Consider the following 26,028-nt stretch of genomic DNA (forward strand, 5'->3'; position numbering starts at 1 on the left):
GGCACCTTGGTCACCCTCTACCTGGGCATAGGTGCCACCTTGCCCTTGGATAAGTGGGTCACCTTGGGCTTGTTCTAGAGGAACATCTGGGACTGCAGCTTGGTGGGTTGCTCGCTCGAGAGTGCAGCAGGTCGGTGGCCGGGCTGCACTTTCTCTTTTGGAGAGCTTTTTGGAGAAGTTGTCTGCAAACCTGTGTGCCAAGGGATGGGCCAGCCCGCCGAAGTGGTAGTATCTCTACGCCCTCATCTTCAGCTTGACCGCTCATGAGCACTTCTTCTTCAACTGCTCGAACCTATCGGATCACAGCCCTTGCCGGAGATGGCATCGGCCCCGAAATCATGCGGGTGGGACGAGCCGTTTTGGATGCAGTTGCCCGGCAGATGGGATTTGCTCTCCAGTGGCAAGAGGGCCTAATCGGCGGGGCTGCCTACGACCAGACTGGGGATCCCTTGCCGGCAGAAACCCTGAAAATGGCTCAAGAGAGCGATGCCGTTTATCTGGCTGCTGTCGGCGACTTCAAGTATGACGCTCTGCCTCCTGAGAAACGCCCGGAGCGGGCCTTGTTGGGCTTGAGGGCGGGGCTGGGGCTGTTTGCCAACTTGCGCCCGGTAAAAGTCTTCCCTCAACTGGTGGGGGCTTCCTCCCTGAAGCCAGAGGTGATCTCGGGGATCGACCTGGTGGTAGTGCGGGAGCTGACGGGGGGCATTTACTTCGGCCAACCTAAGGGAATCTTCACGGATGCCCAAGGATCTCGGCGCGGCGTGAACACCATGGTCTATAGCGAAGCTGAGGTGGATCGGATTGCCCGAGTTGCCTTTGAGCTGGCCCGCAAACGCCGGCGCAAGCTCTGCTCGGTGGACAAAGCCAACGTTCTCGAGGTGTCGCAACTGTGGCGGGAGCGGGTCAATGTCATTGCGGCTGAGTACCCGGAGGTGGAACTTTCCCACCTGTACATCGACAATGCCGCCATGCAGTTGGTGCGCTGGCCCAAGCAGTTCGACGTCATCCTCACGGGCAATCTCTTCGGCGATATCCTCTCCGATGAAGCGGCCATGCTGACCGGCTCTATTGGTATGCTGCCCTCTGCCTCTCTGGGATCCTCTGGCCCCGGCCTATACGAGCCGGTACATGGGTCGGCTCCCGACATTGCCGGACAAGACAAAGCCAACCCCATTGCCCAGGTGCTCTCCGGCGCCCTGATGCTGCGTTACTCCTTGGATCAGCCGCAAGCTGCCGACCGCATCGAACAGGCGGTAGAGGCCGTTTTGGCGCAAGGGTACCGCACTCCAGACATTTACTCTGAGGGAATGACTTTAGTGGGTTGCCAGGAAATGGGAGAAAAGTTGGTGGCAGCCCTGTCCCAGCAGCAGGCGCAATAGCCTTTTTCGGGGCCACAGGCTACAGCCAAGGCAGACGTGCGGCGATTTCCAAGCAATTTCCAATTGCAGGGATCACCGGAGCTACGCCCAACCGGCTTCAGGGAGAAGGTCGACCTCCTCAGTGGTTTTAATGGCCTCTTCCGGTCGAGGTGTGGCTTCTTGGCAGCGCTCCATGGCTTGAAGAAGCAGAGCCTCCCCTTCCTGCACCGTCTCAATGCGACAGAGGAGAGCACGGAATTGAGAGGCTCCGGCAAAGTCTTTGATGTACCAAGTCATGTGCTTGCGGGCCTGACGGATGCCACGTTCTCCCTTGTACTCCCAGAGACCGCGCAGATGCTCTAAGGCCATTTGAATCCGCTCCAGGGGAGTGGGGGCCGGTCTTTCTTGACCGGTTTTCAGGAAGTGATCGATTTCCCCCACCAGAAAGGGATAGCCCATGGTGCCGCGGGAGCACATCACCCCATCGGCTCCGGTTTCCTCCAAACACTTCACCGCTGCGGCTGTCGAGAAAATATCCCCATTGGCGATGACGGGAATGCACAGGTGCTGTTTGACGCGGCGGATCCAGTCCCAGCGGGCTTTGCCGTTGAAGCCTTGGGCGCGTGTTCGGGCATGCAGGGTGAGCAGTTGCGCCCCTGCCTCCTGCAGACGGTGGGCAAAATCCAAAATGTTGATCTCCTGATCCGACCAGCCCAGGCGCGTTTTCACGGTTACGGGCACCTCCACTGCGTTGGCCACCGCCTCCACAATTCGCGCTGCCGTGTCGGGATCGCGAAGCAGAGAAGAGCCGCCGCCGTTTTTGGTAATCTTGTTCACCGGGCAGCCCATGTTGATGTCCACCAAGGTCGCCCCTTCGTCCACAGCCATGCGGGCTGCTTCCGCCAGAAAGTCGGGCCGACAATCGAACAATTGGATGCCGATGGGCTGCTCTCCCTCGCCGACCTCCATGATGCGGGGCAACTGGCGGGCATAGTGCAAGCCGGTCGCGCTGACCATTTCCGTGTAAACCAAGCTGTGGGGGGCAAAACGGCGCACCAGCCCTCGAAAGACTTGGTCGGTTACCCCTGACAGCGGCGCCTGAAAAACGCGGCTCAAAACTTTTACCCCGCCGATATTGAGGGGCTGGGACAAGCGGGCTTGGAGTTCCGGCGAAAGCTGCAGGCCCATCGGGATCCGGAGAAAGCTATCCCTCTTTGTTGACAAAGTAAAGAAGACCCATGATGCGCGCTCGTTTGATTGCGGCAGTGAGCTCCCGCTGTTGTTTGGCAGTCAGGCCGGTGATGCGGCGGGGCAAGATCTTGCCACGCTCGGTAACAAATTTCTTGAGCAGCTCAACATCGGTGTACCTAATGGGTTCTCCCGGCTTAATGGGAGACAGGCGGCGGCGAGCGTAAACCATAGGTCAGGAGAACGGCGAAACGGCTTGAACTACTTAATCTCTTTGTGGACGGTGTGGCGGTTGCAGTGGGGGCAGAATTTCTTCAGCTCTAAGCGGGCTGTTGTGTTGCGGCGGTTTTTGGTGGTGGTGTAGCGGTTCACGCCTGGAGAGCGCTTGTTGACGTTGGTGCGGCACTCCGTACACTCCAGAGTAATGATGATGCGGGCACCCTTTGCTTTGGCCATGACGGATCCCAAGACGAAGGTAAACGGCAATGAGGAAACTGCAATCCCAGATCCTGAGGCTGGAGATATGGGTTTGCCTCAATAAGCGCGATCACCAATTATCCAACTTTTCCTTGACGGAATCAACCCAAGTTTTCACTTGCTTGCCCGTTTGTTGCCGTAGGCTACGGGCGTTGCGATCCACATCTTTGCTCAGGCGCTGCAACTGCTTGGACAGATCCCGCACGGTGTCATTGCGCTGGGCTTGGCGCAGCAGGTCGCGAGCAGCCGATTTGACGTCGTCAGCAGCGTCCCCCTCTAGGATGTCCTGCAAAAACTGCAGGACTTTTTCATCCAGGTGGTAGCCCCGCTCCGCTTCCACCACTAGGGTACGTCCGGCGCGGTCGTGAATGGTTTGGCGTTTTTCCTTGTCGAAGACGGCAAACAGCCCATCCGCAGCCAGAGGCACCAGCAGGGCCTCTGTAAGCACAAAGAGGGAGAGCACTCCCTCTCGAGCCAGAGAGCGAACCAGGTGCGGCGAGGCTTCGGTCTCGGGATCCAGGGTTTTGATGTTCAGCAGCCATTTGCCGAGGCTTTGGCCCTCAGGACGGGATTGGAAATAGCCGCGGTTCACCAGCCAGGTGGCGAAGAAGGCGAGATAGCCGGTCATGTCCACGGCGCCTGCATTGGCCCCTACCAGAGCAGCCAAGCCTTGGGCTAGGTAGGAGATCCCCAGCCCCAGCCCAAAGTCGAGGGCAAAAGCCCCAATTCGTTTGCTCCAGGGAGCCAATTTTGGCAGGGGTTCTCCCTCAGCAGCCGTTTGCGGGGCTGGCCGCTCGGCTTGAACCGGGGGCAGAGAAGTGGCAGGGGGCAAAGCGCTGAAGGTTCGCCACTCGCCAGCACTTTGATCCAGTTGTTCGGTTTTGGGCCGCTCTGGAAATTGGGGGCGTTCGGGGTAGGGTCTGGGATCCGTCATTGCCGGTTGAGACAGTCAGTTCTACCATTCTAGCGAGGCAAGCCCACACCCACCGGCAGAGGGGACGGGCTGCGACGGGGGATCTCGTAGGTCAGCCGATCGCGGGCCAGCAGGGTATTGGGAAAAATGGCCTGAGCTTCTGCCAGCAGGTCTTCCAAGGTAATGGGGGCCTCTGGGGTGTAGCGGGGGCTGAAGTGGGTGAGGATCAAAGCTTGGGCCTTGGCTTCGGCGGCCACTTGGGCGGCCATGGCGGCGGTGGAATGCTTAGAGCGGCGGGCCAGCTCCAAGTCAGCCTGAGCGTAGGTAGCCTCGTGGATGACCAGATCCGCAGCCCGGGAGAGATCAACAGCATTGCGGCAGAAAATCGTGTCGGTGCAGTAGGAGAATTTGCGGCCCGGAATGGGATCCCCGACATAATCCCGTCCGTGAAAGCAGCGGCCCTGCCAGATGATGGATTGGCCGGCCTTGAGCTGCCCATACAGAGGGCCAAAGGGGATCCCATCGGCTTGGGCTTTGGCTGCATTGAAGCTGCCTGGCCGATCCTGTTCCACCACGCGGTAGCCGAAGGCGGGCACCCGGTGATCCAAGGGCGCGCAGAAGACGGAGTATTCCGGCTCTTGCAGGATGAGACCGGTTTCGACGGTGTGAACGCGGAAGCCGTAGGGGATGCGCGTCTCGCTGTAGCGCAACACGGCCTTCAGGTACTCTTCCAGGCCCGGCGGGCCGTAGATATCGATGTGCTCAGGGGTGCTGCCCAAGCCACAGGAGGCCAACAGCCCCGGCAGGCCGTAGATGTGATCCCCGTGCATGTGGGTGATGAAAATGCGGCGCAACTGGCTGGGGCGCAGCTCGTCTAGGCGCAGCAACTGGTGCTGGGTGCCCTCGCCGCAATCGAACAGCCACCATTCCGACCGCTGGGGAAACTGCACCGCCACCCCAGAGACGTTGCGCTGGCGGGTGGGCATGCCGGAGCTGGTGCCCAAAAAGGTGATCCGAATGGCATTGGGATCTGTCACAGGGGCAAGACCTCAAGGATTGGGATCCCTAGCTTACCAATTGCTCTCGCTGGCCGAGAAAAAACCCTTGATAGGATGGGGAGTAGAACGTACCCTTGAGCCTTCTCGTCATGATCACCCTGACCGATAGCGCCATCCAAGAGTTGAAGCGCCTGCGCAGCAAGTACGAAAAAGAGGGATCCCAGCCCATCCTGCGTCTGGGGGTCAAGCCGAGCGGCTGCTCTGGCCTCTCTTATGTGATGAACTTCGAGTCTCGGGCCAACCCTGACGATCATACCTTCGACTTTGGGGATATCCAGGTGGCGGTGGATCCCTTGAGTATGACCTTGATCAGCGGCACCACCGTCGATTTTTCCGAGGATCTGCTGGGCGGTGGCTTCCGCTTCAAGAACCCCAACGCAGTCGCCAGTTGTGGGTGTGGCACCTCCTTTGCCACTGCTGAGACTGCTGCTGTCGTTGGTCACTAAAGTCTCAATCGCTGCCTCCCACCCGCCTTTGGGCGTCAACGGTTGGAGGGCTCTAGGCTGGGCAGCCAAAGGACAAACCAAGTCCATCCGTTCTGGCTGGTGACCCGGATTTGGCCCTGCAGATACTCCACCCAATGCTTCACCAAGGCCAGTCCAAGGCCGCTGCCCGGCTGCGCCCAGGGATCCTCAGAAGGCACACGGTAAAAGCGTTCGAAAAGGTGGGGCAGGTGTTCAGGCTCGATTTGGGCGGTATTGCCGACTCTTAACTCAACCCCACCGGGAAAGGCTTGCCCCTCTAAGCGGAGGGTTCCGCCCGGCTGGGTGAACTTACAGGCATTTTCCAGCAGTTCCTTCAGGATCAGGGTTAGCCGCTGCGGGTAGCTGTAGAGCACTGCCGGGAATGAGGTCAGCTCTGCCATCTCCAGCTTCAGTTGCCGGGCTTGAGCCCGTTCTCGCACCCCGTCGAGCAGGCTTGTGCAAAAGCTGTGGAGATCGATGGCGGCAGCCGCAGAGCTCAACTCTTTGGCTTCTAGGCTCTGCAGATCCAGCAACTTGTTGATCAGCTCAATTTCAGCCTGACACTCTTCCAAAGCGATGCGGTGGTATTGGCACTGCTTCTCGTTGAGAGGAGTGCGGCCCAACAGTTCCAGGGCCAACTTGATCTTGGTGAGGGGAGTGCGCAGCTCGTGGGAAACGCTGGCCAGAAAGCTATCCTTGAGGCGGTTGAGCTGCTGCAGATCCTGCACCTGGCAGGCCAACTGGGCAGTGCGTTCTTGCACCTTGGCTTCTAGGGCTTGGTTGAGTTCCCGCAGGTGGCGTTGGGCTTGGCTGGCCTGGATCAGGTGGCGGATGCGCCGCTTCAAAACCGACCAGCGAATGGGTTTGGAAATGTAATCGCTGGCCCCGGCAGCAAAGGCTTCATCCACGCAGGACTCATCTTCCAGCGCCGTGACGATGAGAATGGGCAGATCCGAGTTTTGAGCATGGAGGCGGCGACAGCACTCAAACCCATCCACATCCGGCATGACCGCATCCAGCAAGACCATATCCACTGGGTGTTGAGCGGCTAGCTGCAGACAGACTTCGCCGCTGCTGGCTTCCAGGACTTGGTAGCCTTCTCGCTCAAGGGCGTAGCGAACCAAGAGTCGCTGGCTGGGCTCATCGTCCGCGATCAACAACAACGGCTTCTTTTCAGGAGAGGGGGATCCCGCCTGGGCCTCAGGAACCGCCGGCGAGCTGGCCGGAGGGTGGGGATTGGGCCTCAGCATAGGCATCGAGAGGAGAGGGAGAAAAGCTCTGCACTCAGAGACTGAGGATAACTTGCCGATATGCCACCTCCAGCTTCTGCACGGCTTGCTCTATAGTATCCCATTTTACAGAACTGGCTGGCTCGGCATGAACCAGCTTTTCCAACTGCTGACACAGCTCGGCCAGACGTTTGGCGCCCAGGGTGCTGCTGCCGCCTTTGAGGCGGTGGGCCAACCGAGCAATGGCTTGGGGATCCCGCTGCTCTAGGGCCTGCCGCAGGGATCCCAATAGAGCTTCGCTGTCCTGCCGGTAGGTTTGGACCATCTCCTGCCAGGCTTCTGGAGAGCTGAAGACTGCCCGCATCTGGGCGAGGATAACGGGGTCGAGGGGCGGATCCTCTTCTTGGCTGGCCGGGATGGGAAGGGGAGGGGATCCCTGAAGAACCCGGACTAGGGCGGCTGGCTCCAAGGGTTTGGTTAGATAGCCATCTACCCCAGCAGCTTGGGCAGCAGCACGGCCTTCCGAAAACACATTGGCCGTGAGGACGACAATGCGAGGCTGGCGCTCAGGAGGCAGTTCAGCGCGGATGCGACGGGTGGCCGAAAGACCATCCAGCTCCGGCATTTGCATATCCATCAACACCAGATCGTAGGGTCGCAGGCGCAGAGCTTGGACGGCTTCCAGACCGTTGCCGACTATGTCGGGCCGGTAGCCCAATCGCTCCAGCATGAGGCGAATCACCTTCTGGTTAACCGGGTTATCCTCTGCCACCAGGATCTGAAGCGGGTAGCGGCTGGCCAGGGTCGCGTCCCAAATGGAGGGAGGAGCGGCGGGAGAGGAAGATAAGGAGGAAGGAGCTTTTTCTCCCACAAGCCCCAGCAGCAGCTTCCGCAGTTGGGAGGCTTTGACCGGCTTGGCCAAAGCGGGGAGAGGGTCTGCTGTGGAGATGAAGTTGCGCCCCGTCAGCACTAGCGGTAACAGGCGGGGTTGCGCTGTCTGCAGGTCAGCCGCCAAGGTTAGGCCATCCCGGTCTGGCAGGGTGGCATCCAGAAGGGCCAGGTCAAAAGAATGGGTTCTAGCTGCAGCCTGGGCTTCTGCCGCCAAGGCACAACAGGTTACCTCCATGCCCCAAGCTCTCAGCAGTCGGGCCAACAGCTGCCGTTGGCTGGCGTTATCTTCCACCAGCAAGATCTGCTTACCGGCCAAGCTGGGATCCGGCGCAGCTGTTGCCGATGGCTCCTGGTCTAACCTCTTCAGGGGAATGCGAAGGGGAATGCGAAAGCGAAAAGTGGATCCCTGGCCCGGCTGACTTTCCACCCCGATTGCTCCCCCCATGAGCTGGCAGAGACGCTGGCTGATGGCCAAGCCCAGGCCGGTGCCCCCAAACTGGCGGCTGATGGAGCTATCCACCTGGCTGAAGGGCTTGAAGAGGCGATCCAATTTTTCGGGGGGAATGCCAATGCCTGTATCCCGCACCTGAACGTTGACCCATTGCTTTTCAGGATCCCTCTCCCCGGCCTCGACGGTCACCACTACCTCTCCCTGGGGGGTGAACTTGATGGCGTTGCTGAGCAGATTGGCCAGGATTTGGCGCAGCCGGTTGGGATCCCCTATCAAGGTTGGCGGCAGGTTGGGATCCACCCAAGCCACCAGTTCCAGATCCTTGCTCTGGGCTTGGGCTGCCATCAGATCCAGCAGCTCCTCCACCAACTGCAGCAAGGAAAAAGGCATTTCCTCCAGTTCCAGCTTCTGGGACTCGATCTTGGAGAAATCGAGGATGTCGTTGATTAGGTTCAGCAGCACCTCGCCTCCATAGCGGATGGTCTGTACCCAATCCTGCTGCTGCGGATCCAAGGAGGTGTCCAGGAGTAGACTGGTCATCCCCAAAATGGCGTTGATGGGGGTGCGGATCTCGTGGCTGATGGTGGCCAGGAACTCGCTCTTGGCCCGGCTGGCGGCTTCGGCAGCTTCCTTGGCTGCTTTCATCTGCTCTTCTGCCAGCTTGGCTACGGTGATATCCCGTCCGGCGGCGTAGAACAGGGATCCGGCCAAAGAGGCTCGCCACTCGATGAAACGATAGCTGCCGTCCTGGGTGCGGTAGCGGTTGACGAAGTGATCCAGCCGTTTCTCTTCGATAAGCTGCTGCATGGCGGCCTGTGTGGCGGGGACATCTTCCGGGTGAACCCACTCCAAAAAGGGTCGGCTCTGCAGCTCCTGCAGAGAATAGCCCAGCGTAGTCTCCCAGGCTCGGTTAAGACGGCGAAAGTACCCTTGGGCATCGGCAATGCAGAGCAAATCCAGAGCCACCGAGAAAAACTGCTCCAGCTCCGCTTCTGCCGACTTGCGGGCAGTGATGTCCACCGCGGTAAACACCCAACACGGGATCCCGCGCAGGACAAGGGGCTGCACAAACACGTCTTCCCAGACAACCTGGCCATCCTGCCGCTGCCATTGCCACTCAAAGCGGGCGGATCCCTGCTGGCGGGCTTGCTCCAAGTAGGACTGCAGCGAGAACTCCCCGCCCCGAAGAGCCTGGCGATAGGGAGACTGCTCGGAAGCGTCGAAGGCTCGCAGCTCCTCCAAACTGGAGAAGCTATAGGCCGCAATGGCCTGGGAGTTGGCCTCCAGGATCTCGCCGGTCTCGGCATGACGGATGAGGATGGCCACAGCGGCATTCTCAAACAGCGCCCGGAACTTCTGCTCGCTTTCCTGGACGGCCTGCTGGGATCGCACCCTGTCGGTTACATCGCGGACGATCACCACCACCTCTTGGGGGTTGAGGGGCACAATGCGCACCTCTTCGTGGCGGGTCTCCCCTTCAATCTCGATGCTTTGGTCGTAGCGCTGCCGCGTCTGGGTGCTCAGGGCCTGCCGAATAAAGAAAAGCCGCCGCTCGGCCAACTCCGGTGGCAAAAGCTCCTGCAGGGATCGGCCCACGTAGGTGTCGGGTGAGCCATAGGGAAGAACCTCGCCCCCCGAGACAAAGCTCAAGCAAATGCCCTGGCTATCAAGGCGGAAGATCAAGTCGGGAATGGCTTCTAGAATGGCTCGCTGCACCTGTTCAGCGGCTTTCAAGGCCAGCTCTGCCTGCTTGGCTTCTGTAATATCCCGCACGATCACCAGGACTTCCTGGCTGTTCAGAGGCACAATGCGGGCTTCTTCGTGGCGTACCTCCCCTCGGACTTCAATGCTGTACTCGTAGCGCTGTTGGGTTTGGGTGGCCAGAGCCTGCTGAACAAAGAAAAGCCGCTGCTCGGCCAGCGCTGGCGGCAGAATCTCCTGGAGGGATCGACCTAAGTGGCGCTCTGCTGGGCAGTCAAGATGGACATCGCCGCCGGAAATAAAACTCAGGCAGATGCCCTGGCGATTCAGGCGAACAATAAGGTCGGGGATGGCTTGGAGAATGGCCCGCTGGGTGGCTTCCATTTCTCTAAGGGCCAACTCCGCCTCTTTCCGCTCGGTGATATCTCGCACCAGGATGTAAACTTTGTCTCTCCCGTGAGCGACAACGCAGGCTCTCCGATAGCAGCGGATCCCCGGCTCAATCTCAACTTCGTACTCTAGGTACTGCGGCGTCTGGCTGACCAAGGCCCCCTCCGCCAGAGATGGATACTGCTCTTTCAGCGAGCCAGTAAACACGTCTTGGGCGCGGCGACCCACGTAAAACTCAGGCGGATGTCGGGTGGGAACGTAAGGGGAAGGCTTGCAATGAAGAATGACTCCCTCGGCGCTGAGCTCAAAAATCAAGTCGGGAATGGCCTCGTAGAGGGCGCGGTAGCGAGACTCGCTTTCCTGTAGAGCCCGCTCCATCTTGACCCGCTCGCTGATGTCGCGGCTGGTGATGAGGATCCCGTCTCCCACCGGCACCACTTGGTGATGGATCCAACTGGCCTTCAAGCCCGGCTGCCCCGAAATGGGGAACTCCTCTTCCAGAGGAATGCCGGTTTCCACCACTCGCTTGTATTTCTCAAAAAAGCCCCCCCAGCGGTTGATGGGCAGCAGCTCGCACAGCCGCTGGCCGATGATCTGCCGGCGCTGGAGGGAAATGAGCTCTTCCCCCTTGGCGTTGACATCCACAAAGACAAAGTCGCGGATCTCGCGGGTAACGGGATCCCGCACCGCCTCCAACAGATAAATGGCATCCAAGCTGGCTTCCAGCGCTGCCCGAAAACGAGCCTCTGGGCCAGGGCTGCCCCTAAGAAGTTGGAAAGGAAATCTCAGGATCCTCCGCAAGACAGAAAGCTGCTGCAGGCCGAGCAGCAGAAGAGCCAGAAGGAGGGATCCCAGCAGCCAAAAGGCAAGGCCAGAGGGATCCACCAGGCCCACCGTTTTCCCTGCTGCCCACAGCCCCCCGTGCATAAAACCCAGAGCAAGGTATTCCAGCAAGTTTTTCCAGCTTATCCTGCAGGTCAAAAGAGGAAGCTCAGCCAACTTGCGGAAATAGCCTCTGTACAACCCCTTGAGGATGGCTTTTGGGGGAGACGAGCCTCTGCTCAGAGTTTCGTTTCTGGATGCAGCAGGGAGAGAGGCTCTTGATTGTCTTGATTGTAAAGAGTCAGCGGGATCCCTTGCGCCAGCGGCAATAGAGTTTTTCCAACTCCACCCAGACCATAACCACGGTGCTAAAGCCCAAGCAGATCAAAAGTTCAGTGCGGGTTAGCTCCTCTGTGCCAAAGAAGCTGCGCAAGAAAGGCACATAGAGCAGAGCCAATTGCAAGAGCAGAGTGGTCAGGACCGCGCCCAGCAGGTAGGGGTTGGAAAAAGGGTTGGTCTCGATGGTGAGCTTCTCGTTGGAGCGCACGGCCAGCGCATGGCCCATCTGGGCGATACACAGGGTGGTGAAGACCATTGTGCGCCAGTGGGGGATGTAGGCTTCCACAATGGCCATCATGAGGATTGTGGAGATGGCAAAAACCACGCCGATGCGCACCATGTAGGCTCCCAGCCCCTGGGCGAAGATGCTCTCTTTGGGGTTGAAGGGGGGGCGCTGCATCACCCCTGGCTCCGCCGGTTCCAAAGCCAAGGCCAGAGCGGGCAGGCCATCGGTCACCAAGTTCATCCACAAGATCTGTAGGGGTGTCAGCGGCACATCCCCCAAGCCCAGGATGGGGGCAGCAGCCACTGTCAGCACCTCACCGATGTTGCTGCCCAAAATGTACTTCACAAAGCGGCGGATGTTGCTGTAGACCACTCGCCCTTCTTCAATGGCGGCCACGATGGTGGCGAAGTTGTCGTCCAGCAGCACCATGTCGCTGGCCTCTTTGCTCACATCGGTGCCGGTGATGCCCATGGCAATGCCGATATCCGCCTGGCGCAGAGCAGGCGCGTCGTTAACCCCATCCCCGGTCATGGCCACAAACTCGTTTTGCTTTTGCAGGGCTTGCACAATGCGCAGCTTGTGTTCGGGTGCCACGCGGGCATAGACGTTGACCGTCTGCACCGTTTGCAGCAGCTCCTCAAAACTCAGGCGGGAGAGGGTGCGTCCGTCAATGGCCTGATCTTCGGACTCGAGAATGCCCAACTCCCGGGCAATGGCCACAGCCGTGAGCTGATGATCGCCGGTAATCATCAGGGTGCGGATCCCAGCTTCTCGGCAGCGGGCCACGGCCTCTCGCGCCTCTGGTCGCGGAGCATCGTGCATCCCCACCAAGCCCAGCCAAACCAGGTTGTGCTCCACCTCTTCCCCGTTGTCCGGGATCCGCTCTAGCCTCTGGGTGGCTACCCCCAGAACCCGGATACCTTGGGCGGCCAGGCGGTTATTGGTGCCGAGGATGGCCTGGCGATCGGTTTCCGACAGCTCCTGCCAAGTTCCCCCTTTCTGGATGCGATCACACCGCTCCAGCACCAGCTCTGGGGATCCCTTGGTGTAGACGCAGTAGCCGCCGTTTTCTTGGATCACCACGCTCATGCGTTTTCGTTCCGAGCTGAAGGGGAGCTCCTGCACCCGTGGGTAGCGCTCCTGTAAAGAGCCTTTGTGGAGGTTGGCCTTGGCGGCTGCCACCAGCAGGGCTGCTTCGGTCGGATCCCCCAGGATGGACCAGGTGGGCGTTGAAGGGGGAGAAGAAACTGCAGACCGTGGGTTGCGACCGGCAACGGGTTGGAGGCTGGCCTGCAACAGGGCATCGTTGCAGAACACCACGGCCCGCAAGATGGCCTGCAGATCCGGGGCGCTCCCGGGATCTATGAGCTGGCCGCCGCAGTAGAAGGATCCCTTGGGAATGTAACCGGTGCCGCTGACGTGGTAATGGCGGTCGGGGGTAATGATGTCGGTTACCACCATTTTGTTTTCCGTGAGGGTGCCGGTTTTGTCGGAGCAGATGGTGGTCACGGATCCCAGGGTCTCTACTGCCGGCAGGCGGCGGATCAGGGCGTGGCGGCGCACCATGCGTTGGGTGCCAATAGCCAGGGTGACAGTGATCACCGCGGGCAGCCCCTCTGGTACCACGGCCACGGCCATGCTCAAGGAGGTTTCCAGAAGCGAGGTGAAAGGGGCCATACTCCTGGCTTGCAGCAGCCCTATCCCCACCACCAGGGCCACCAAAGCCAGGGATCCCGACACCAGCACATTGCCCAGTTGGCTCATGCGCCGCTGCAGGGGAGTGGGCTCGTTTTCCACCGTTTGCAGCAGCTTCGCCACCTTGCCCAGCTCCGTGTTCATGCCGGTGGCAGTAACCAAGAGGATCCCTCGCCCCTGAATCACTTCGGTGCCCATGAAGGCCATGTTGCGCCGTTCCCCCAGCTCGATGTCCGGCGGGAGTACGCAATCTGCCTGTTTGGTTACAGGGGTGGCTTCTCCGGTCAAAGCTGCTTCCCGCACCTGCAGGTTCACGGCCTCGGCCAAGCGCCCATCGGCTGGGATCTGTACCCCGGCTTCCAGCAGCACGCGATCCCCCGGCACCAGTTGGCTGGCTGGAACTTCTTGCCACAGGCCATCCCGCTCCACCCGCACAGTAGGGGAGGCCAGTTTTTTCAGGGCCGCCAGCGCTTTTTCCGCCCGACTTTCTTGCAAATAGCCCAGGCCACCGTTAAGGCCAACGATCAACAAAATGGCCAGGGCATCTTTAGGAAACTCGCCTTCTTGCAAGTCCAAAGTGGCTGAGATCGCCGCTACGGCGATCAGCATCAGCAGCATGATGTTGCGGAATTGATCCAGCAGGACTTGCCAGGAGCTACGGCCAGAAGTGGTGATCAGCTCATTGGGGCCATATTGCCGCTGCCTCTGGATCACCTGCTGAGTGGTGAGGCCACGATCGGGATCGGTCTGCAACTTCTGGATGGCGGCGGCGAGGGTGAGGCTATGCCAGGCAGGAACAGAAGCAAGGGGGGATCCATCCGGTGGGATCATCGCGACCACTCGAGGGTTCTTGCCGCATTTTGACATACTCCCCGCCCTCGAGGGGGAGGATTCTTGTCATCTCCCCAGTTGTTCGGGCCATAGCTCTTCTGGCGCCAGCGGCTGGGATCATCTTCAGAGCGCCAAGCCCACGACGAGGATCGAACTCGTGACCTCCCCCTTACCAAGGGGGTGCTCTACCACTGAGCCACGTGGGCAAAGCCGATGGTGGGCCGAGTTGGATTCGAACCAACGTAGGCGTAAGCCAGCGGATTTACAGTCCGCCCCCTTTAACCCCTCGGGCATCGACCCGTTGACACCGGTCTTTCATCATAGCAGAAGGTGTTGCGTAAGTCAGACACACTCCCACTGTGCCAATTGTCAGCCATCTCAAAACCGAGGAGTCAGAGTCGAAGCGGAACGAGGCAGCCCCAGAGCTGGGTATAAAGGGATCGGGTTAGGGCTGGGCACTTTTCAAGACAAACTGAATAAGGAACTTGATATCGTTTAAGACAGTTTTCTGACTCCTGACCATGATTTCGACCCTCGGCACTCCCACCCATCCAGAGCAGACCCTTTCCCCCAACCAGTCTTTGCGCCCCTTGACCAGCCGTATCAACAGCCGGGGGCACTTGGAAATTGGGGGGTGCGACGTGGTGGAGCTGGTGCGCCAGTTTGGATCCCCTCTCTACATCCTGGACGAATGGACGCTGCGCCGCGCCTGCCAGCTTTACCGTGACACCTGGGCCCGCTGCTACGCCGGGGGATCCCGGGTTTTGTACGCCACGAAAGCCTGGAATTGCCTGGCCATCTGTGCATTGGCGCTGCAAGAAGGGCTGGGGTTGGATGTGGCTTCTGGCGGGGAGCTGTACACGGCCCTGCAGGCGGGGGCCAAAGGTGAAGATCTCTATCTGCACGGCAACGCCAAGTCTCTCGACGAGCTGAACTTGGCCCTGGAGACGGGCTGTACTTTGGTGGTCGATAGCCTGTACGAACTGCAGCAGGTGTCGGCCCTGACCACGCCCGCACGGCCAGCGCGGCTGCTCCTGCGGGTTAACCCTGGTATTGACGTCCACACCCACGAGTACATCCGCACCGGACAAACCGACAGCAAATTCGGCATCGGCCAATGGCAACTGCCGGAGGTGTTTGACTTTTTGGCAGCCCATCCCCAACTGCAGTGCGTTGGGCTCCATGCCCACATTGGGTCACAGATTTTTGATCTACAGGGCCACCGCGACCTGGCGGGGGTGCTGGCCCAGATCTGGCGGCAAGGGCTGGGCAGAGGGTTGCCCCTACAAGAGCTGAATGTGGGTGGGGGCCTGGGGATCCGCTATATCGAATCCGATGATCCCCCCTCCATCCCGGAGTGGGTGGAAACTGTGGCAACGGCGGTGCAACAAGCCTTTGCCCAGTCCGGGATCCCTTTGCCCAAGGTGCTCTGCGAGCCTGGACGATCTGTGATTGGGCCGGCTGCCGTGACCGCCTACACCCTGGGAGGGCAAAAGCGGATCCCTCCCAGCGATGACCTGCCCCAGGGACGCACCTACATCACCATCGACGGTGGTATGTCCGACAACCCGCGCCCGATCACCTACCAAGCCCGCTATACCGCCCTTCTGGCCAACCGACCAGAGGCAGAGGCCACGCAGCGGGTAACGGTGGCCGGCAAGCACTGCGAGTCGGGGGATGTGCTGTTGAAGGATGTGCTTCTGCCCGCCCCAATGGCAGGAGAAGTGTTGGTGGTTTTGGCGACGGGGGCCTACAACTACAGCATGGCTTCCAATTACAATCGCTTCCCTCGGCCAGCCGCGGTGCTGGTCAACGAGGGAGAGGCCCAGTTGATTGTGCGGCGAGAAACTTATGCCGACTTAATCCGTCAAGATGTCTTGCCAGAGCGGTTGCTGCGTTGAAGGGGAAGTTTGCCCATACCCATCTGGTCAGTAGAGGCACAGCCTTTCCTGGCAGCGCCGACCGCAGCCAACGCACCTCATGCGAGAAAGACTGGAAGACAGCCAGGAGGTGAGTGGTAGGCTGGTCTGGGGGCCGCAGTCCAACAGGGGTTCTGAGGTGCAGAACGGCACCAGGCAGAAGGTCCGCAATGAGGGGAGCGTGAACGGGGTTTTTCGCCATGCTGGCGGCCTTATGGGCTTGGCTACAGCAGTTTAACTTTCTCAGCCTCTTGGACTGGGCTCTGGCTGTCTTTCTGTTGGCTTTGGCTCTCTACTACACCCGCGAAAGTCGTGCTGGGGTGCTGGTGAGGGGATTTATAGTGCTGCTGGTGCTGTACCTGGCCACAGCCTCTCTCCCCTTGGTTCACCTGATCTTGGATCGCCTGCTCCTGGGCGCAGCTGTAGCCATGGGCGTGCTCTTTCAACCGGAGTTTCGGCGGCTGCTGGAGCAATTGGCAAGAGCCATCCGCATGGAGTGGCCGAGCAACGCAGGCGATGACGAGGAGGATCCTGAGGAAGATTTGGTGGAAGAACTGGTGCAAGCAGTGCGAGAACTTTCCCAAAACCGCACAGGAGCGCTGATTGTGATCGAGCCGGAGCAACCAATTGACTCGCGGGTGTTTACCGACAAAGGAGTACCTCTCCAGGCGCGGGTGTCGCGGGAGATCTTGCAGACCATTTTCCAGACTTCAACTTTGTTGCATGATGGGGCTGTGGTCATCCATCGGAATCGCATTCGCGCAGCGGGGGTCATCCTGCCGGTTTCGGAGCGGGCCGCCTCTCGACAGCTGGGCACACGGCACCGCGCTGCGATGGGGATCACAGAGCAGACCAATTGCTTGTGTATTGTGGTCTCAGAAGAAACGGGATCCATTTCCCTGGCGGAGGGTGGGCGCATCGAGCGGCCTCTGACCAGTGCCAAGTTACACGAACTGCTGGTACAGCGGTTGCGCAATCCCCGCGATGCCAAAAAACGAGATGCTCCGCTAAAGGGATTGTGGGCCCACCCCTGGTTTCGCAATGGGCCGCTGCGCTGGTGGGGATCCCTTGCCGATCTGACTAAACTCTTTCGCAAACCTGAGAAAACCCTCCCCGAAGACTGAATCTCCATGACCCTTTCTCCTGCCCATCTTCTGCAGTTGCCTGCCGACCTGGATCCGCAGTTGTTGCCCCGCCATGTGGCGGTGGTGATGGATGGCAACGGGCGTTGGGCGCAAAAACGGGGCTTACCCCGCAGTGTTGGGCATCAGCGAGGGGTAGCGGCCCTGAAGGAGCTGCTGCGCTGTTGTGATGACTGGGGGATCCCAGCCCTTACCGCCTATGCCTTCTCCACCGAGAACTGGGGCCGGGCCCGCGAGGAGGTGGATTTTCTCATGACTTTGTTCGAGCAGGTGCTGTGGCAGGAATTGGGGGAAATGGTGCAGCAGGGGGTGCGCATCCAGTTTGCCGGCCAGTTGTCGGCTCTGCCCCACTCTCTGCAGGAAACCATCGTGCATGCGGTGGAATGCACCCAGCACAACAAGGGCATTTGCCTGACGGTGGCCCTCAACTACGGGGGAAGACAGGAGATCCTGCAGGCCTGCCGCTCCATTGCCACCTTGGTGCAGCAGGGGCTGCTGCAGCCGGATCAGATTGACGAGGCCCTCTTTTCCCAATTTCTCTACACCACCGGCTTATCGGATCCTGACCTGCTGATCCGCACCAGCGGCGAGATGCGCATCAGCAACTTCCTGCTCTGGCAGATGGCCTACACCGAGCAGTATTTCACCCCCATTCTCTGGCCGGATTTCGACCGAGCCGCTTTTCACCAAGCCTTGCTTAGCTATCAGTCGCGGCAGCGGCGGTTTGGCAGGTGAGGATGATCCCTGGTTGGATATCCGTTGCCAACCGGCAGCTAGCGCAGAAAGCTGGTCACCAACCACATCACCGTAAACGTGATCCCCACCAACAGCGCACCAGGAGCATCGCCACCGGTGAGAGGAAGGGCAATGCCGTAGGCCAACATCAGCCCCAGGCTCAGGCCCGCCAGGGCCAAGAGAAAAGCGCGAATGAAGCGGCGCTCTTTGCGGTACAGGAAATAGATACAAGCCATCAGCCCCAAGGCCAGTTGCAGCGAGGGGTACTCATCGGGAGCCAGGATAACCCAACCCCCCAGCCCACCCAGCAGCGCCGCAGGCCAGAGGGCATCGGCGGTAGAGGGGGTATCCAACCAGCGGCTGACCCAGGGGGGATTTTGGGCAGCAGGGCGAGGCAAACTCAGCTCCGGCTCAGGATGGGCAGCCCGTTGTTCGGCGTAGCGAATGCGGTCGGGAACGGCGATTTTGCCCTCTTTGCGCAGGCGCAGGCGCTGCATCAGGATGGCATCGTAGGCTTGCTCCACCCGCTCTTGCTGCTGTTCATCGGCGCCCAAGCTGGCCAGGAGCCTAGCCCGCGCCGATTGAATTTCTTCAAAGGAGGCTTCTTCGCTAATTCCCAACACCTGATACGGACTCATCTCAGCCATAGCGACCAGCCCTGTAACTCTTTATCACCTTAACCCAGCCTGCCCGACCTTCGATCCGGCTACGTGACGGGGATCGACAACGGGGATTGAGTTGCCGCATTCCCCAAGGCTACGGATTTGGAGATGGAGGCAAGCTCCGTTTGTAGACATCGGGCCACATACTCAACCGCAGCGTAGGTGGTGGCTTTGCCAAGGCTAAGGCGAATGGATCCCAGCGCCTCGGCTTCTGAGTGGCCCATGGCCAAGAGGATGCGGCTGGGGATCAGTTGGCCGCTGCTACAGGCGGAGCCGGCGCTAATGGCGATCCCCTGGCGGCTTAGGGCCCTGACCAGCACATTCCCCGGGATCCCTGCGGCGCAGTAGCTGAGGTGGTGGGGCAGGCGCTGCTCCAAACGGACGGGGCCGGTCAGCCGCAAACCGGGCACCTCCGCCAGCAACTGGGCCAAATGCCGTTGCAATTGCCGCAGGCGGGCCGTTTCTTGAGATAGCTCTTGGGCCGCCAAAGCTGCCGCCACTCCCAAGCCGACAATGCCCGGGATCCCTTGGGTGCCAGCCCGCAGCCGCCGTTCTTGCCCACCCCCCCGCAGCAGCGGTCGCAGCTCCACCCCTGGGCGCACGTACAGCGCCCCCACCCCCTGGGGCCCGTAGAGTTTATGCCCGGAAAGGGAGAGCAGATCCACCGGCAGTTGCGCCAGATCCAGCGGGATCCGCCCCACCGTCTGCACAGCGTCGGTGTGGAAGAGCACCCCCGCCTGGCGACAGATCTGACCCAGCTCTGCAATGGGCTGCAGGGATCCCACCTCATTTTGGCCGTGGACGATGGAGACCAAAACGGTATTGGGTTGCAGCGCCTGGATCAAAGTCTGGGGATCCACCTGGCCGGCGGCGTTCACCGGCAGACGAGTGACCTGCCAGCCTTGGGACTGCAACTGGCGGGCAGCATTCTCCACCGAGGCGTGCTCGACGCTGGAGATGATGAGATGTTGGGGAGTAGAGTAGCGCTGGGCCACCCCAAACAGGGCCAGGTTGTTGGACTCCGTCCCGCCTGAGGTAAACAGCAGCGCCTCCGGCTCACAGTTAAGCAGCTCGGCCACCTGCTGCCGCGCCCGCTCCATGGCCATGGCGGCCCGTTCTCCCCACCCGTGCAAGCTGGAGGGGTTGCCCCAGCTTTCCTGCATCGCCATCTGCATGGCCTCGATCACCTCAGGCCGAGGCGGAGTGGTGGCGCTGTGGTCAAAGTAGAGGGCAGGATCCAAACGCAACATGCCAGCTCGACCAGCCGGGGCTCCGTGTTCCTATCTTAAGATCCTTGGCCAGTGTTGCCCAACGCTGGCAGCAGCTTCCCCTTGTTGAGGCCAAACCCGCTGGAGGCAAATTGAGCCTGCCTACTTGAAAAGACTAGTACGCTGGCGGTGCATCACCACCGATTCCACCAAGCCAATGGCCAGAAAATTGGTCAGCAGAGCCGAGCGGCCATAACTTAGAAAAGGCAAAGGCAAGCCGGTAATCGGGGCCAGGCCGATGGTCATGCTGATGTTCACCACCGCCTGAAAGAGGATCATCGCCAGCACCCCAATGGCAATCAGGGATCCAAAATTGTCCTTGGCCCCTTGGGCAATCCAGATCAGCCGCGCACACAGGATCCAAAACAGGATCAGCACCGTCAGGGTGCCGATAAAACCCATCTCTTCCCCAATGGCCGAGAAAATAAAATCCGTGTGCTGTTCGGGGATGAAGTCCAGCTGGGTTTGGGTGCCCTGCTGGATACCGCGGCCCCAGAGGCCGCCGGCTCCGATGGCAATGCGGGATTGAATGAGGTGATAGCCGGCTCCCCAGGGCTCTTGCATGGGATCGATAAAAATCTCCAGCCGCCGCCGCTGATAGGGCTTGAGAAGGTGCCAAGCTAGCTGACCCAACTGCCCCGAGAGCAGGTTGATTACCCCAAAAGTTACGGCCCCCGTCCACTGCCAGGGGAGACGCCAAGCAGCCAACCCCGCCATTCCCAGACACCAGAGCAGCCAAACCCAAAGCATCCAGCTCAGCTCTGGGCGAGTGTGTAAGCCATAGAGAATGGCTCCCACCCCCGGCGACAGGAGCAAGAGGATCCAACTGCCCTTGGCTCCGGCCCAGTAGAGCATGACCAGGACAATCACCACAAACACCAGGGCAGTGCCCAGGTTGGGCTGCAGGAAAATCAAGATCCAGGGAGGAGCAATGACGGCAACGGCCACCCAAATCTGGCTGAAGTACTTGATCGGCCAGTGGTGCAGGAGAGCAGCCAGGGTAACAATTACCCCCAGCTTGGCAAACTCAGAAGGCTGCACCTGAAAGCCAGCGATGGAGAGCCAGCGCTCCGCCCCTCCCCCCGCCGTGCCGAAAAAGAGCACTGCAATTAAACCTGCCAAGGTCAGGAAGTAGGTGAACCAGTGCCAGCGCAAAAGCCGCTCATACGGGATCCGGGCTACCATTCCCAAAAACACCAGGCTGATCCCGGCCATGATCAACTGCTGCAGCCAATAGTGGCTGATGGGACGCTCCCAGACTGCGCTGCGGATGGCAAGAATGCCGATGCCTGTCAAGGCCAGCACCGTGGCCAGCAACATGCCATCGAACTCGCGCCAAGGAGCCAAGATCTGCCGCAGAAGCTTTTTCCACCTAGGCTGAGAAGACACCTTTGGGTCAACGTTGCCCAGCAATAGACCCCATCCTCCAAAGCAAGGCCAGCACCAGTTTGACATGCCCCTTGCCCCACTGGCTCACTCTCGACCCCTCTCCCACGGGGGGAGCTATTCCCAGCTCTGCAGTTGCCCTAGCCAAGCGGAGAGGCGGGATCCCACCTCTTCTCGACGCCCTTCAAGATTGGCTGCCGTCCAAATCAGAAGCAGGCCCAGCAGGATCCCAGTGGCCCAGAGCAGCAGCGCATCAGTTGTTACCAACAGCCATCCCTGCCGCAGGATCCCCAGCCCAAAGGCCAGCGTGCCCACGAAGAGATAGGCTCTTACCCGCAAGGCCAAGCCCAGCAGACCCAAGGCCAAACCCAACCCTACCGGCCAAAAGCCCGTCCACCGTTGCCCGTGAGTTTCCACCAGCACCACCAGCAGCCATGTGCCCAAGGAAACCAGCCGCAGCCAATGCCGCCCCCGCCGTCCGTTGGTTTCCTGTAATCCCGGATCCACCTGGGCCACATAGAGCAGGGATCCCACCAGGGGCAGGGCATAGAACGTCAGGGAAGCCCAATCCTGATGCCAGCCGTAATTCCACAGGATCCAGTTGCTCAAGAAAAGGCTGACATAGCCCAGGCGCACTTGGGATCTCCAGATAGCCAGCAGGGCATAGTAGGTTGCCCCCAGCAGCAGATTAAGGGTGTTATTTCCTCCCGCGGTTACCAGAAAAGCGGCCAGGGGCAGCACCAGGGCCGTATTCTGCCAAGGAGCCGCCGGCCAGCCCCACCGTCGCCAGGGCAAGCCGTGGTAAACCAGCCCCAGCCCACAGAGCAGGGATCCGGCCCACCGCGCTATGGATAGCTGTGGCAGCCCCAGGAACACACTGCCCAGCAGAACCCCAGCTCCTTGCCATGCACTGAGGTAACCCCAGACCGTTGGCACCCAATTTTGCTCTGTTGGAGATTCTAGAGTTGAGGTTCTCGCCTGTCCGGCGGCATAGGCCACCAGGCCGGATCCCGTCAGCACCCAGAGCCCCTTCCCCCAAGGGCTGAGAGCGAAACTCCAAAGGGCGAGGCTGGCCAAGCCCCAGTTGCCGGCACCTATCCGCTGCAGCCAGGCCGCTTTCAGCCGCAGGGTCGCCACCAGCCAAGATGGACAGAGGCAGTAGCCCACTGCCAAGAGCAGCCCTAGCAAAGCTGTCAGCACCGCCGCTTCGTCCTCCCAGAATTCCCCAGTTTGCTGGCCGAGAAAGTAGACCCAGCTCTCGTAGGCCGCCAGCGATATTCCGAAAGCTCCCAGGATCCCCTTCCGGTTGGTAGGAGGAGGGCCTTCCTGTTCGCGACAGGGGTGCTGCTCCGGTGACTGTCGGCGCCCCACGCCCAGCAGCACGATGGAGAGACCTAAGCTGCCCAGACCTGTCAGCTCGCTCCATTCGAGTTCGAGATGGGATCCCAGCCAGCCCAAGCCGGCATAGATCAGCGGCGCTGTCCCCCAGCAACTCAGAGCCTTGACCCGCTGCAGGAGTTGTCCCCCTGAGGACTCCGTCCCACCAGCGCGATCGGGCCGCTCAAAGAGGAGTTTCTCCGGCCCAATCCAAAAGAGGATCCCCAGGCTTAGATTGATGACGGCAAGCAGAGGGGCAACAGGACGGGATCCCTGTACAGCCCACAACACGCCGCTTGCCGCCAGTAGCTCCAAAGCCCAGCCCAGCCCGTACAACAACCCATCCATCTGACCCTTGATCTGGCCAGATGAAAGGGCTTGGGCAATTTCAGGGGCATCCCCTGTCGGAGAGGACTCCGTCCCGCTAGCGCTAGGGGGGAGGGTCGGAGAGGATCCCGTCTCGGCAATGGGAGCAGAGAAGACCGGAGCAACCTCTACCCAAAGTCGGAGACCAATGGCCAGCCAGGTAACCCCAGAGGCCAGCGGTATGGCTGCCGAGAAAGCAGGGGGCGAGGAAGGGGTGAAGAGGGCCGCCGCGGTGGGCAACGTTAGGGAGAGCAAGAGCACCAACCCCAAGGGTATACCCCAGCCATCCAGGGCTGGCCGGTAAGCGGCTTGCAGGCGAGAAGAGAGGTGCCGGATGCCGTAGCGACAGCCGCTCAAAAGCAACAGCAGCGCTGCCAAGACCAGCAGCCATTCCGCTTCCGTAAGTGTCGGCAAGAGCCGGCTGATCCCCACCAGGCCGAACCCTGAGCCGAAGGCCACCGCCAGCAGGGCTTCCCCCTCTGCTCCAGGAGTAGGGGAACTTGGCAAGGGACAAGCCCATAGCCACACCTGGGTAGCTAGCAGCAGCAACCCCAGCCCTAGCCCGAGCAGATCCGGGCCCGGCCTGCCCAAGGTGAGCAACTGCGCCATCACCAGCGAGAGCACGGCCCAAAGACGCAGGGATCCCCGCACTGGGATCCCCTGCTGCCAGGAAAGGGATCCCAATCCCCCTTGCTCTGGGCTCTGCAGCCAGCGGGGCATGAACTCCAGGGGGGGCAGGGCCAATACCTGAGCTGCCGTTAAAGCAAGAGGCACCAGCAGCCACAGCCAGCCCATGGATTGTTCACCAGTCGCAGACAACTCGGGGAGCCGTTGCAGCAAAAACGCCAAGTAGCTGGATCCCACCAGCACCAGCCCTATGCCATCTGCACTTCGCTGCCACAGCCCCACGGGCAATCCCCAAAAGCGCCCTGACCCACCCAGAGCCACCCGCCCTGCCCATTGCAATAGGCCCACCAGCAGCAGAACCACTCCCCAACTGGACAGGCTCAAGTCAGACAAGAGCCAGCGGATCCCGGCTAGCAGTGCCCCCACTCCGTAGGCGTGGGTCAGAAGTACCCAAAGAAAGTTGGGAGTTTCTCCTGATCTGGACTTTTGTTGTAGCCACCAGGCCAGGATCCCGGCGCTCAAAAGCAAGTGCCAAAAGCGAATGGCCGGATAGGGAAGGCTCAAGAGCAGCAGGGATCCCCCTAGCCCCAAAACCAAGCGCTCTGTTGGTTCTACCAGCCTAGAAAAGCCTGTCTCACCGGCTTCTGGACCGCTCCTCTGCCAGCGGGCCGCCAACCCCAGCCACAGCACCTCGTAGGGCAGCAGCGCCAACCCCAGCAAGCCCCAAGGGGAATCAAGGGGCTGAAACCAGTTGGTTACTGTAGCTACAACCTCTTGCCGCCAGCTTGCTGGCCACACCTGCCAAAAAGCCCAGCAAGTTTCCAGGCCCAGCAAGAACAGCAACGTCAAATGCACCCTAAGGACTTCGTCCCGCTGGGGCGACTGGGTGTGTCGGCGCAAGCGCCCGATTAAGACATGGATCCCCAGCAGGCTAATCCCCAGCAACTGCCAGCCGCTGAAAGGGCTCTCCGCCAAGCCAATGGCAGCCAGCAGCCAGCCCACCACCAACAGCACCCAGCTCCCCTCCCACCAGCGGGAGAGCGTCCCCTCCTGAGCGCCTTCTGCTACGACGTCCGGGGATCCCTGGGGCCATTCCGCTGCTAACCAACCCAACAGGGCCACCGCCAACCCCAACTGCGGCACTTGGACATGCCCAGACAGCAGCCCCCGTAGGATTAACAGGGATCCGGCAGCCCCGATTAGCCAGATCTTGGAGCCCCGTAATTCCTGAGACCGGCGGCTCCAGGTGTAAATCACGGTGCTGAGGATCCCCAGATACAGGATCCCCAGGACAAAAGCAGGGCGAAGCTCCTGCGGCCCCAAGCTCCAGAAAGCGTGCAAGCCAGAGAGGGCCAAAAAGTTCACCAAGGTTCCGTAAAAGGCATTGGAAAAGGCATTGGGCTCCACACCGCTGTCGCGAAAGCCGGCACCTGAACCCAGCGAGCGCACCCGACCCTCAGCCGTCAACGGGATCCCCAGCAGCAAGCCCAGCGCCAGGATGCGGATCCCCCAAAGGATCCCCAGCCCATCCAGGGCCCACACGTTCACCGGCACCAGCAGCAGGGCAATAGCCTCCAAGGTTTGACCGGTTAGACGCAGCCCTTCCTGCCGTTGGATCCATCCAGCACCTACCCCAAAAGCCGCCGTATAGGCCAAGAGCACCCCATACTGAGCAGTTGGAGAAAATTGCTCCCAGTGGCTGGCCGCCAGCACCCCCGAGGACACCACCACCAAAAACAGGCCCAGCAGCAACAGCCAAGTCACGCTCAGCTCTGACAGCAAGTTCCGCAGCAAAACAGCCAGCGCCGGGGTAGGGGGGGGCAAGGACTCCGTCCGAGTAGCGCGAGTGGATTGAGGGGCAGCTTGGGGCTCTTCTCCCCCCTCGACCGCAGGTTCCTCAACCCCAGATCCGGCCAGGCGAGCATTTCTTTCTCGCACCATCCCCGGGATCCAAATCAAATCCAGGAGCTGACCGATCCCCAGCAGCCCAAAAGTAAGCAGCCAGAGCAGCCCCGTGCCCCAGCGGCCCAGATAAAAACGGTGCAGGCCACAGATGCCAAACAAACCCAAAATCCAGAGCACGTAGGCCGAGCCAAGACGAGCCGGGATCTCGTCGCTGGGGGAAACTGCCGCTGACCTTGGTTCCTCCCCCTCTAGCCGATACTGCTCCACCAGCAAGCGAAAGTGCTCTGGAGTCAGCAAGCTCAGCTCCAGCCAGGCCCGCAAACCCTGCAAGACTTGCTGCCGGGATCCCCGAACGGTGAGCTCCAAAAGGACTTGCTCCGAGGAGGGCGAGCGGTCAGATTGCAGCTCCTCTGCTCCTGGAGGCAAGAGGTGATCCTGGGATCCCATGGCCAGATTCCTTGAGCAAAAGGCTTGGGGCTACTGCTACTCTAAGCCTTGCTCTAGCCGGTTGCCATGCCGTTCTCAAATCCTTCTGATACATTTACGCTGAACACTGCTGAACATCACTGTTCAACTATGCAGCGATAGCATTCTGTTTGTTTCCAAAC

17 protein-coding genes and 2 tRNA genes are annotated in these 26,028 nt (G+C 60.4%); 5 read left to right on the forward strand and 14 right to left on the reverse strand.

Going from position 1 to position 26,028, the window contains the following annotated elements; genetic code table 11:
* Nucleotides 1-263 precede the first annotated feature (263 nt).
* Entirely contained in the window at nt 264-1,379 is a 1,116-nt protein-coding gene (leuB, locus tag NW834_RS00790; RefSeq protein ID WP_414419482.1) for a 3-isopropylmalate dehydrogenase, read from the forward strand.
* A gap of 81 nt (nt 1,380-1,460) precedes the next feature.
* Here the strand turns inward: leuB and dusB are convergent, their stop codons facing one another.
* From dusB to rnz, 5 genes are all read right to left on the reverse strand, one after another.
* Nucleotides 1,461-2,546, reverse strand: coding sequence for a tRNA dihydrouridine synthase DusB (gene dusB, locus NW834_RS00795; protein ID WP_414419481.1), 1,086 nt, complete (start codon nt 2,544-2,546; stop codon nt 1,461-1,463).
* Nucleotides 2,547-2,562: 16 nt separating this feature from the next.
* Nucleotides 2,563-2,778 (reverse strand): 30S ribosomal protein S18, encoded by a 216-nt coding sequence (gene rpsR, locus NW834_RS00800; protein ID WP_011433239.1) that lies wholly within the window; start codon nt 2,776-2,778, stop codon nt 2,563-2,565.
* A gap of 29 nt (nt 2,779-2,807) precedes the next feature.
* On the reverse strand, nt 2,808-3,002 hold the full coding sequence (rpmG, locus tag NW834_RS00805; protein WP_011433240.1) for a 50S ribosomal protein L33: 195 nt from the start codon (nt 3,000-3,002) through the stop codon (nt 2,808-2,810).
* Nucleotides 3,003-3,093: 91 nt separating this feature from the next.
* Nucleotides 3,094-3,957, reverse strand: a complete 864-nt coding sequence (locus NW834_RS00810) for an RDD family protein (RefSeq protein ID WP_414375156.1) — start codon at nt 3,955-3,957, stop codon at nt 3,094-3,096.
* A 29-nt stretch (nt 3,958-3,986) separates the two neighbouring features.
* On the reverse strand, nt 3,987-4,955 hold the full coding sequence (gene rnz / locus NW834_RS00815) for a ribonuclease Z (RefSeq protein WP_414350436.1): 969 nt from the start codon (nt 4,953-4,955) through the stop codon (nt 3,987-3,989).
* A 113-nt stretch (nt 4,956-5,068) separates the two neighbouring features.
* Here rnz and NW834_RS00820 point away from each other — a divergent pair, with 113 nt between their 5' ends.
* Nucleotides 5,069-5,440, forward strand: coding sequence for a HesB/IscA family protein (locus NW834_RS00820; RefSeq protein WP_414419480.1), 372 nt, complete (start codon nt 5,069-5,071; stop codon nt 5,438-5,440).
* Nucleotides 5,441-5,475: 35 nt separating this feature from the next.
* Here NW834_RS00820 and NW834_RS00825 read toward each other — a convergent pair whose 3' ends face one another.
* The 5 genes from NW834_RS00825 to NW834_RS00845 all read right to left on the reverse strand — a co-directional run bounded on the left by NW834_RS00825 (nt 5,476) and on the right by NW834_RS00845 (nt 14,333).
* Complete coding sequence (locus tag NW834_RS00825) at nt 5,476-6,708, reverse strand: response regulator (protein ID WP_414419479.1); 1,233 nt, start codon at nt 6,706-6,708, stop codon at nt 5,476-5,478.
* A gap of 34 nt (nt 6,709-6,742) precedes the next feature.
* Nucleotides 6,743-11,074: a PAS domain S-box protein gene (locus NW834_RS00830; RefSeq protein ID WP_414419478.1), complete on the reverse strand. Its 4,332-nt coding sequence runs from the start codon at nt 11,072-11,074 to the stop codon at nt 6,743-6,745.
* 169 nt (nt 11,075-11,243) lie between these two features.
* Nucleotides 11,244-14,033, reverse strand: coding sequence for a cation-translocating P-type ATPase (locus tag NW834_RS00835; protein ID WP_414419496.1), 2,790 nt, complete (start codon nt 14,031-14,033; stop codon nt 11,244-11,246).
* Between the two features lie 134 nt (nt 14,034-14,167).
* Nucleotides 14,168-14,239: transfer RNA gene (locus tag NW834_RS00840), tRNA-Thr, on the reverse strand.
* A gap of 8 nt (nt 14,240-14,247) precedes the next feature.
* A tRNA-Tyr gene (locus tag NW834_RS00845) sits at nt 14,248-14,333 on the reverse strand.
* A 221-nt stretch (nt 14,334-14,554) separates the two neighbouring features.
* Here NW834_RS00845 and lysA point away from each other — a divergent pair.
* The 3 genes from lysA (at nt 14,555) to NW834_RS00860 (ending at nt 17,829) form a co-directional block, all read left to right on the forward strand.
* Nucleotides 14,555-15,934 carry a diaminopimelate decarboxylase gene (lysA, locus tag NW834_RS00850; RefSeq protein ID WP_011433248.1) on the forward strand — a complete coding sequence of 460 codons (1,380 nt, stop codon included), beginning with the start codon at nt 14,555-14,557 and terminating at the stop codon, nt 15,932-15,934.
* 218 nt (nt 15,935-16,152) lie between these two features.
* On the forward strand, nt 16,153-17,076 hold the full coding sequence (gene cdaA / locus NW834_RS00855) for a diadenylate cyclase CdaA (protein ID WP_414328940.1): 924 nt from the start codon (nt 16,153-16,155) through the stop codon (nt 17,074-17,076).
* Between the two features lie 6 nt (nt 17,077-17,082).
* A complete protein-coding gene (locus NW834_RS00860; RefSeq protein WP_414343303.1) occupies nt 17,083-17,829 on the forward strand; it encodes an isoprenyl transferase in 747 nt (248 codons plus the stop codon).
* Between the two features lie 38 nt (nt 17,830-17,867).
* Here the strand turns inward: NW834_RS00860 and NW834_RS00865 are convergent, their stop codons facing one another.
* From NW834_RS00865 to NW834_RS00880, 4 genes are all read right to left on the reverse strand, one after another.
* On the reverse strand, nt 17,868-18,476 hold the full coding sequence (locus NW834_RS00865) for a CPP1-like family protein (protein WP_041436527.1): 609 nt from the start codon (nt 18,474-18,476) through the stop codon (nt 17,868-17,870).
* 59 nt (nt 18,477-18,535) lie between these two features.
* Nucleotides 18,536-19,741: a cysteine desulfurase family protein gene (locus NW834_RS00870; RefSeq protein WP_414419477.1), complete on the reverse strand. Its 1,206-nt coding sequence runs from the start codon at nt 19,739-19,741 to the stop codon at nt 18,536-18,538.
* Between the two features lie 120 nt (nt 19,742-19,861).
* A complete protein-coding gene (rodA, locus tag NW834_RS00875; RefSeq protein WP_414419476.1) occupies nt 19,862-21,172 on the reverse strand; it encodes a rod shape-determining protein RodA in 1,311 nt (436 codons plus the stop codon).
* Between the two features lie 90 nt (nt 21,173-21,262).
* Nucleotides 21,263-25,867, reverse strand: coding sequence for a TM2 domain-containing protein (locus NW834_RS00880; protein ID WP_414419475.1), 4,605 nt, complete (start codon nt 25,865-25,867; stop codon nt 21,263-21,265).
* Between the last annotated feature and the right edge of the window lie 161 nt (nt 25,868-26,028).

It is taken from the genome of Synechococcus sp. R60.1 (genome assembly GCF_047461835.1).
Classification (GTDB): Bacteria; Cyanobacteriota; Cyanobacteriia; order Thermostichales; family Thermostichaceae; genus Thermostichus.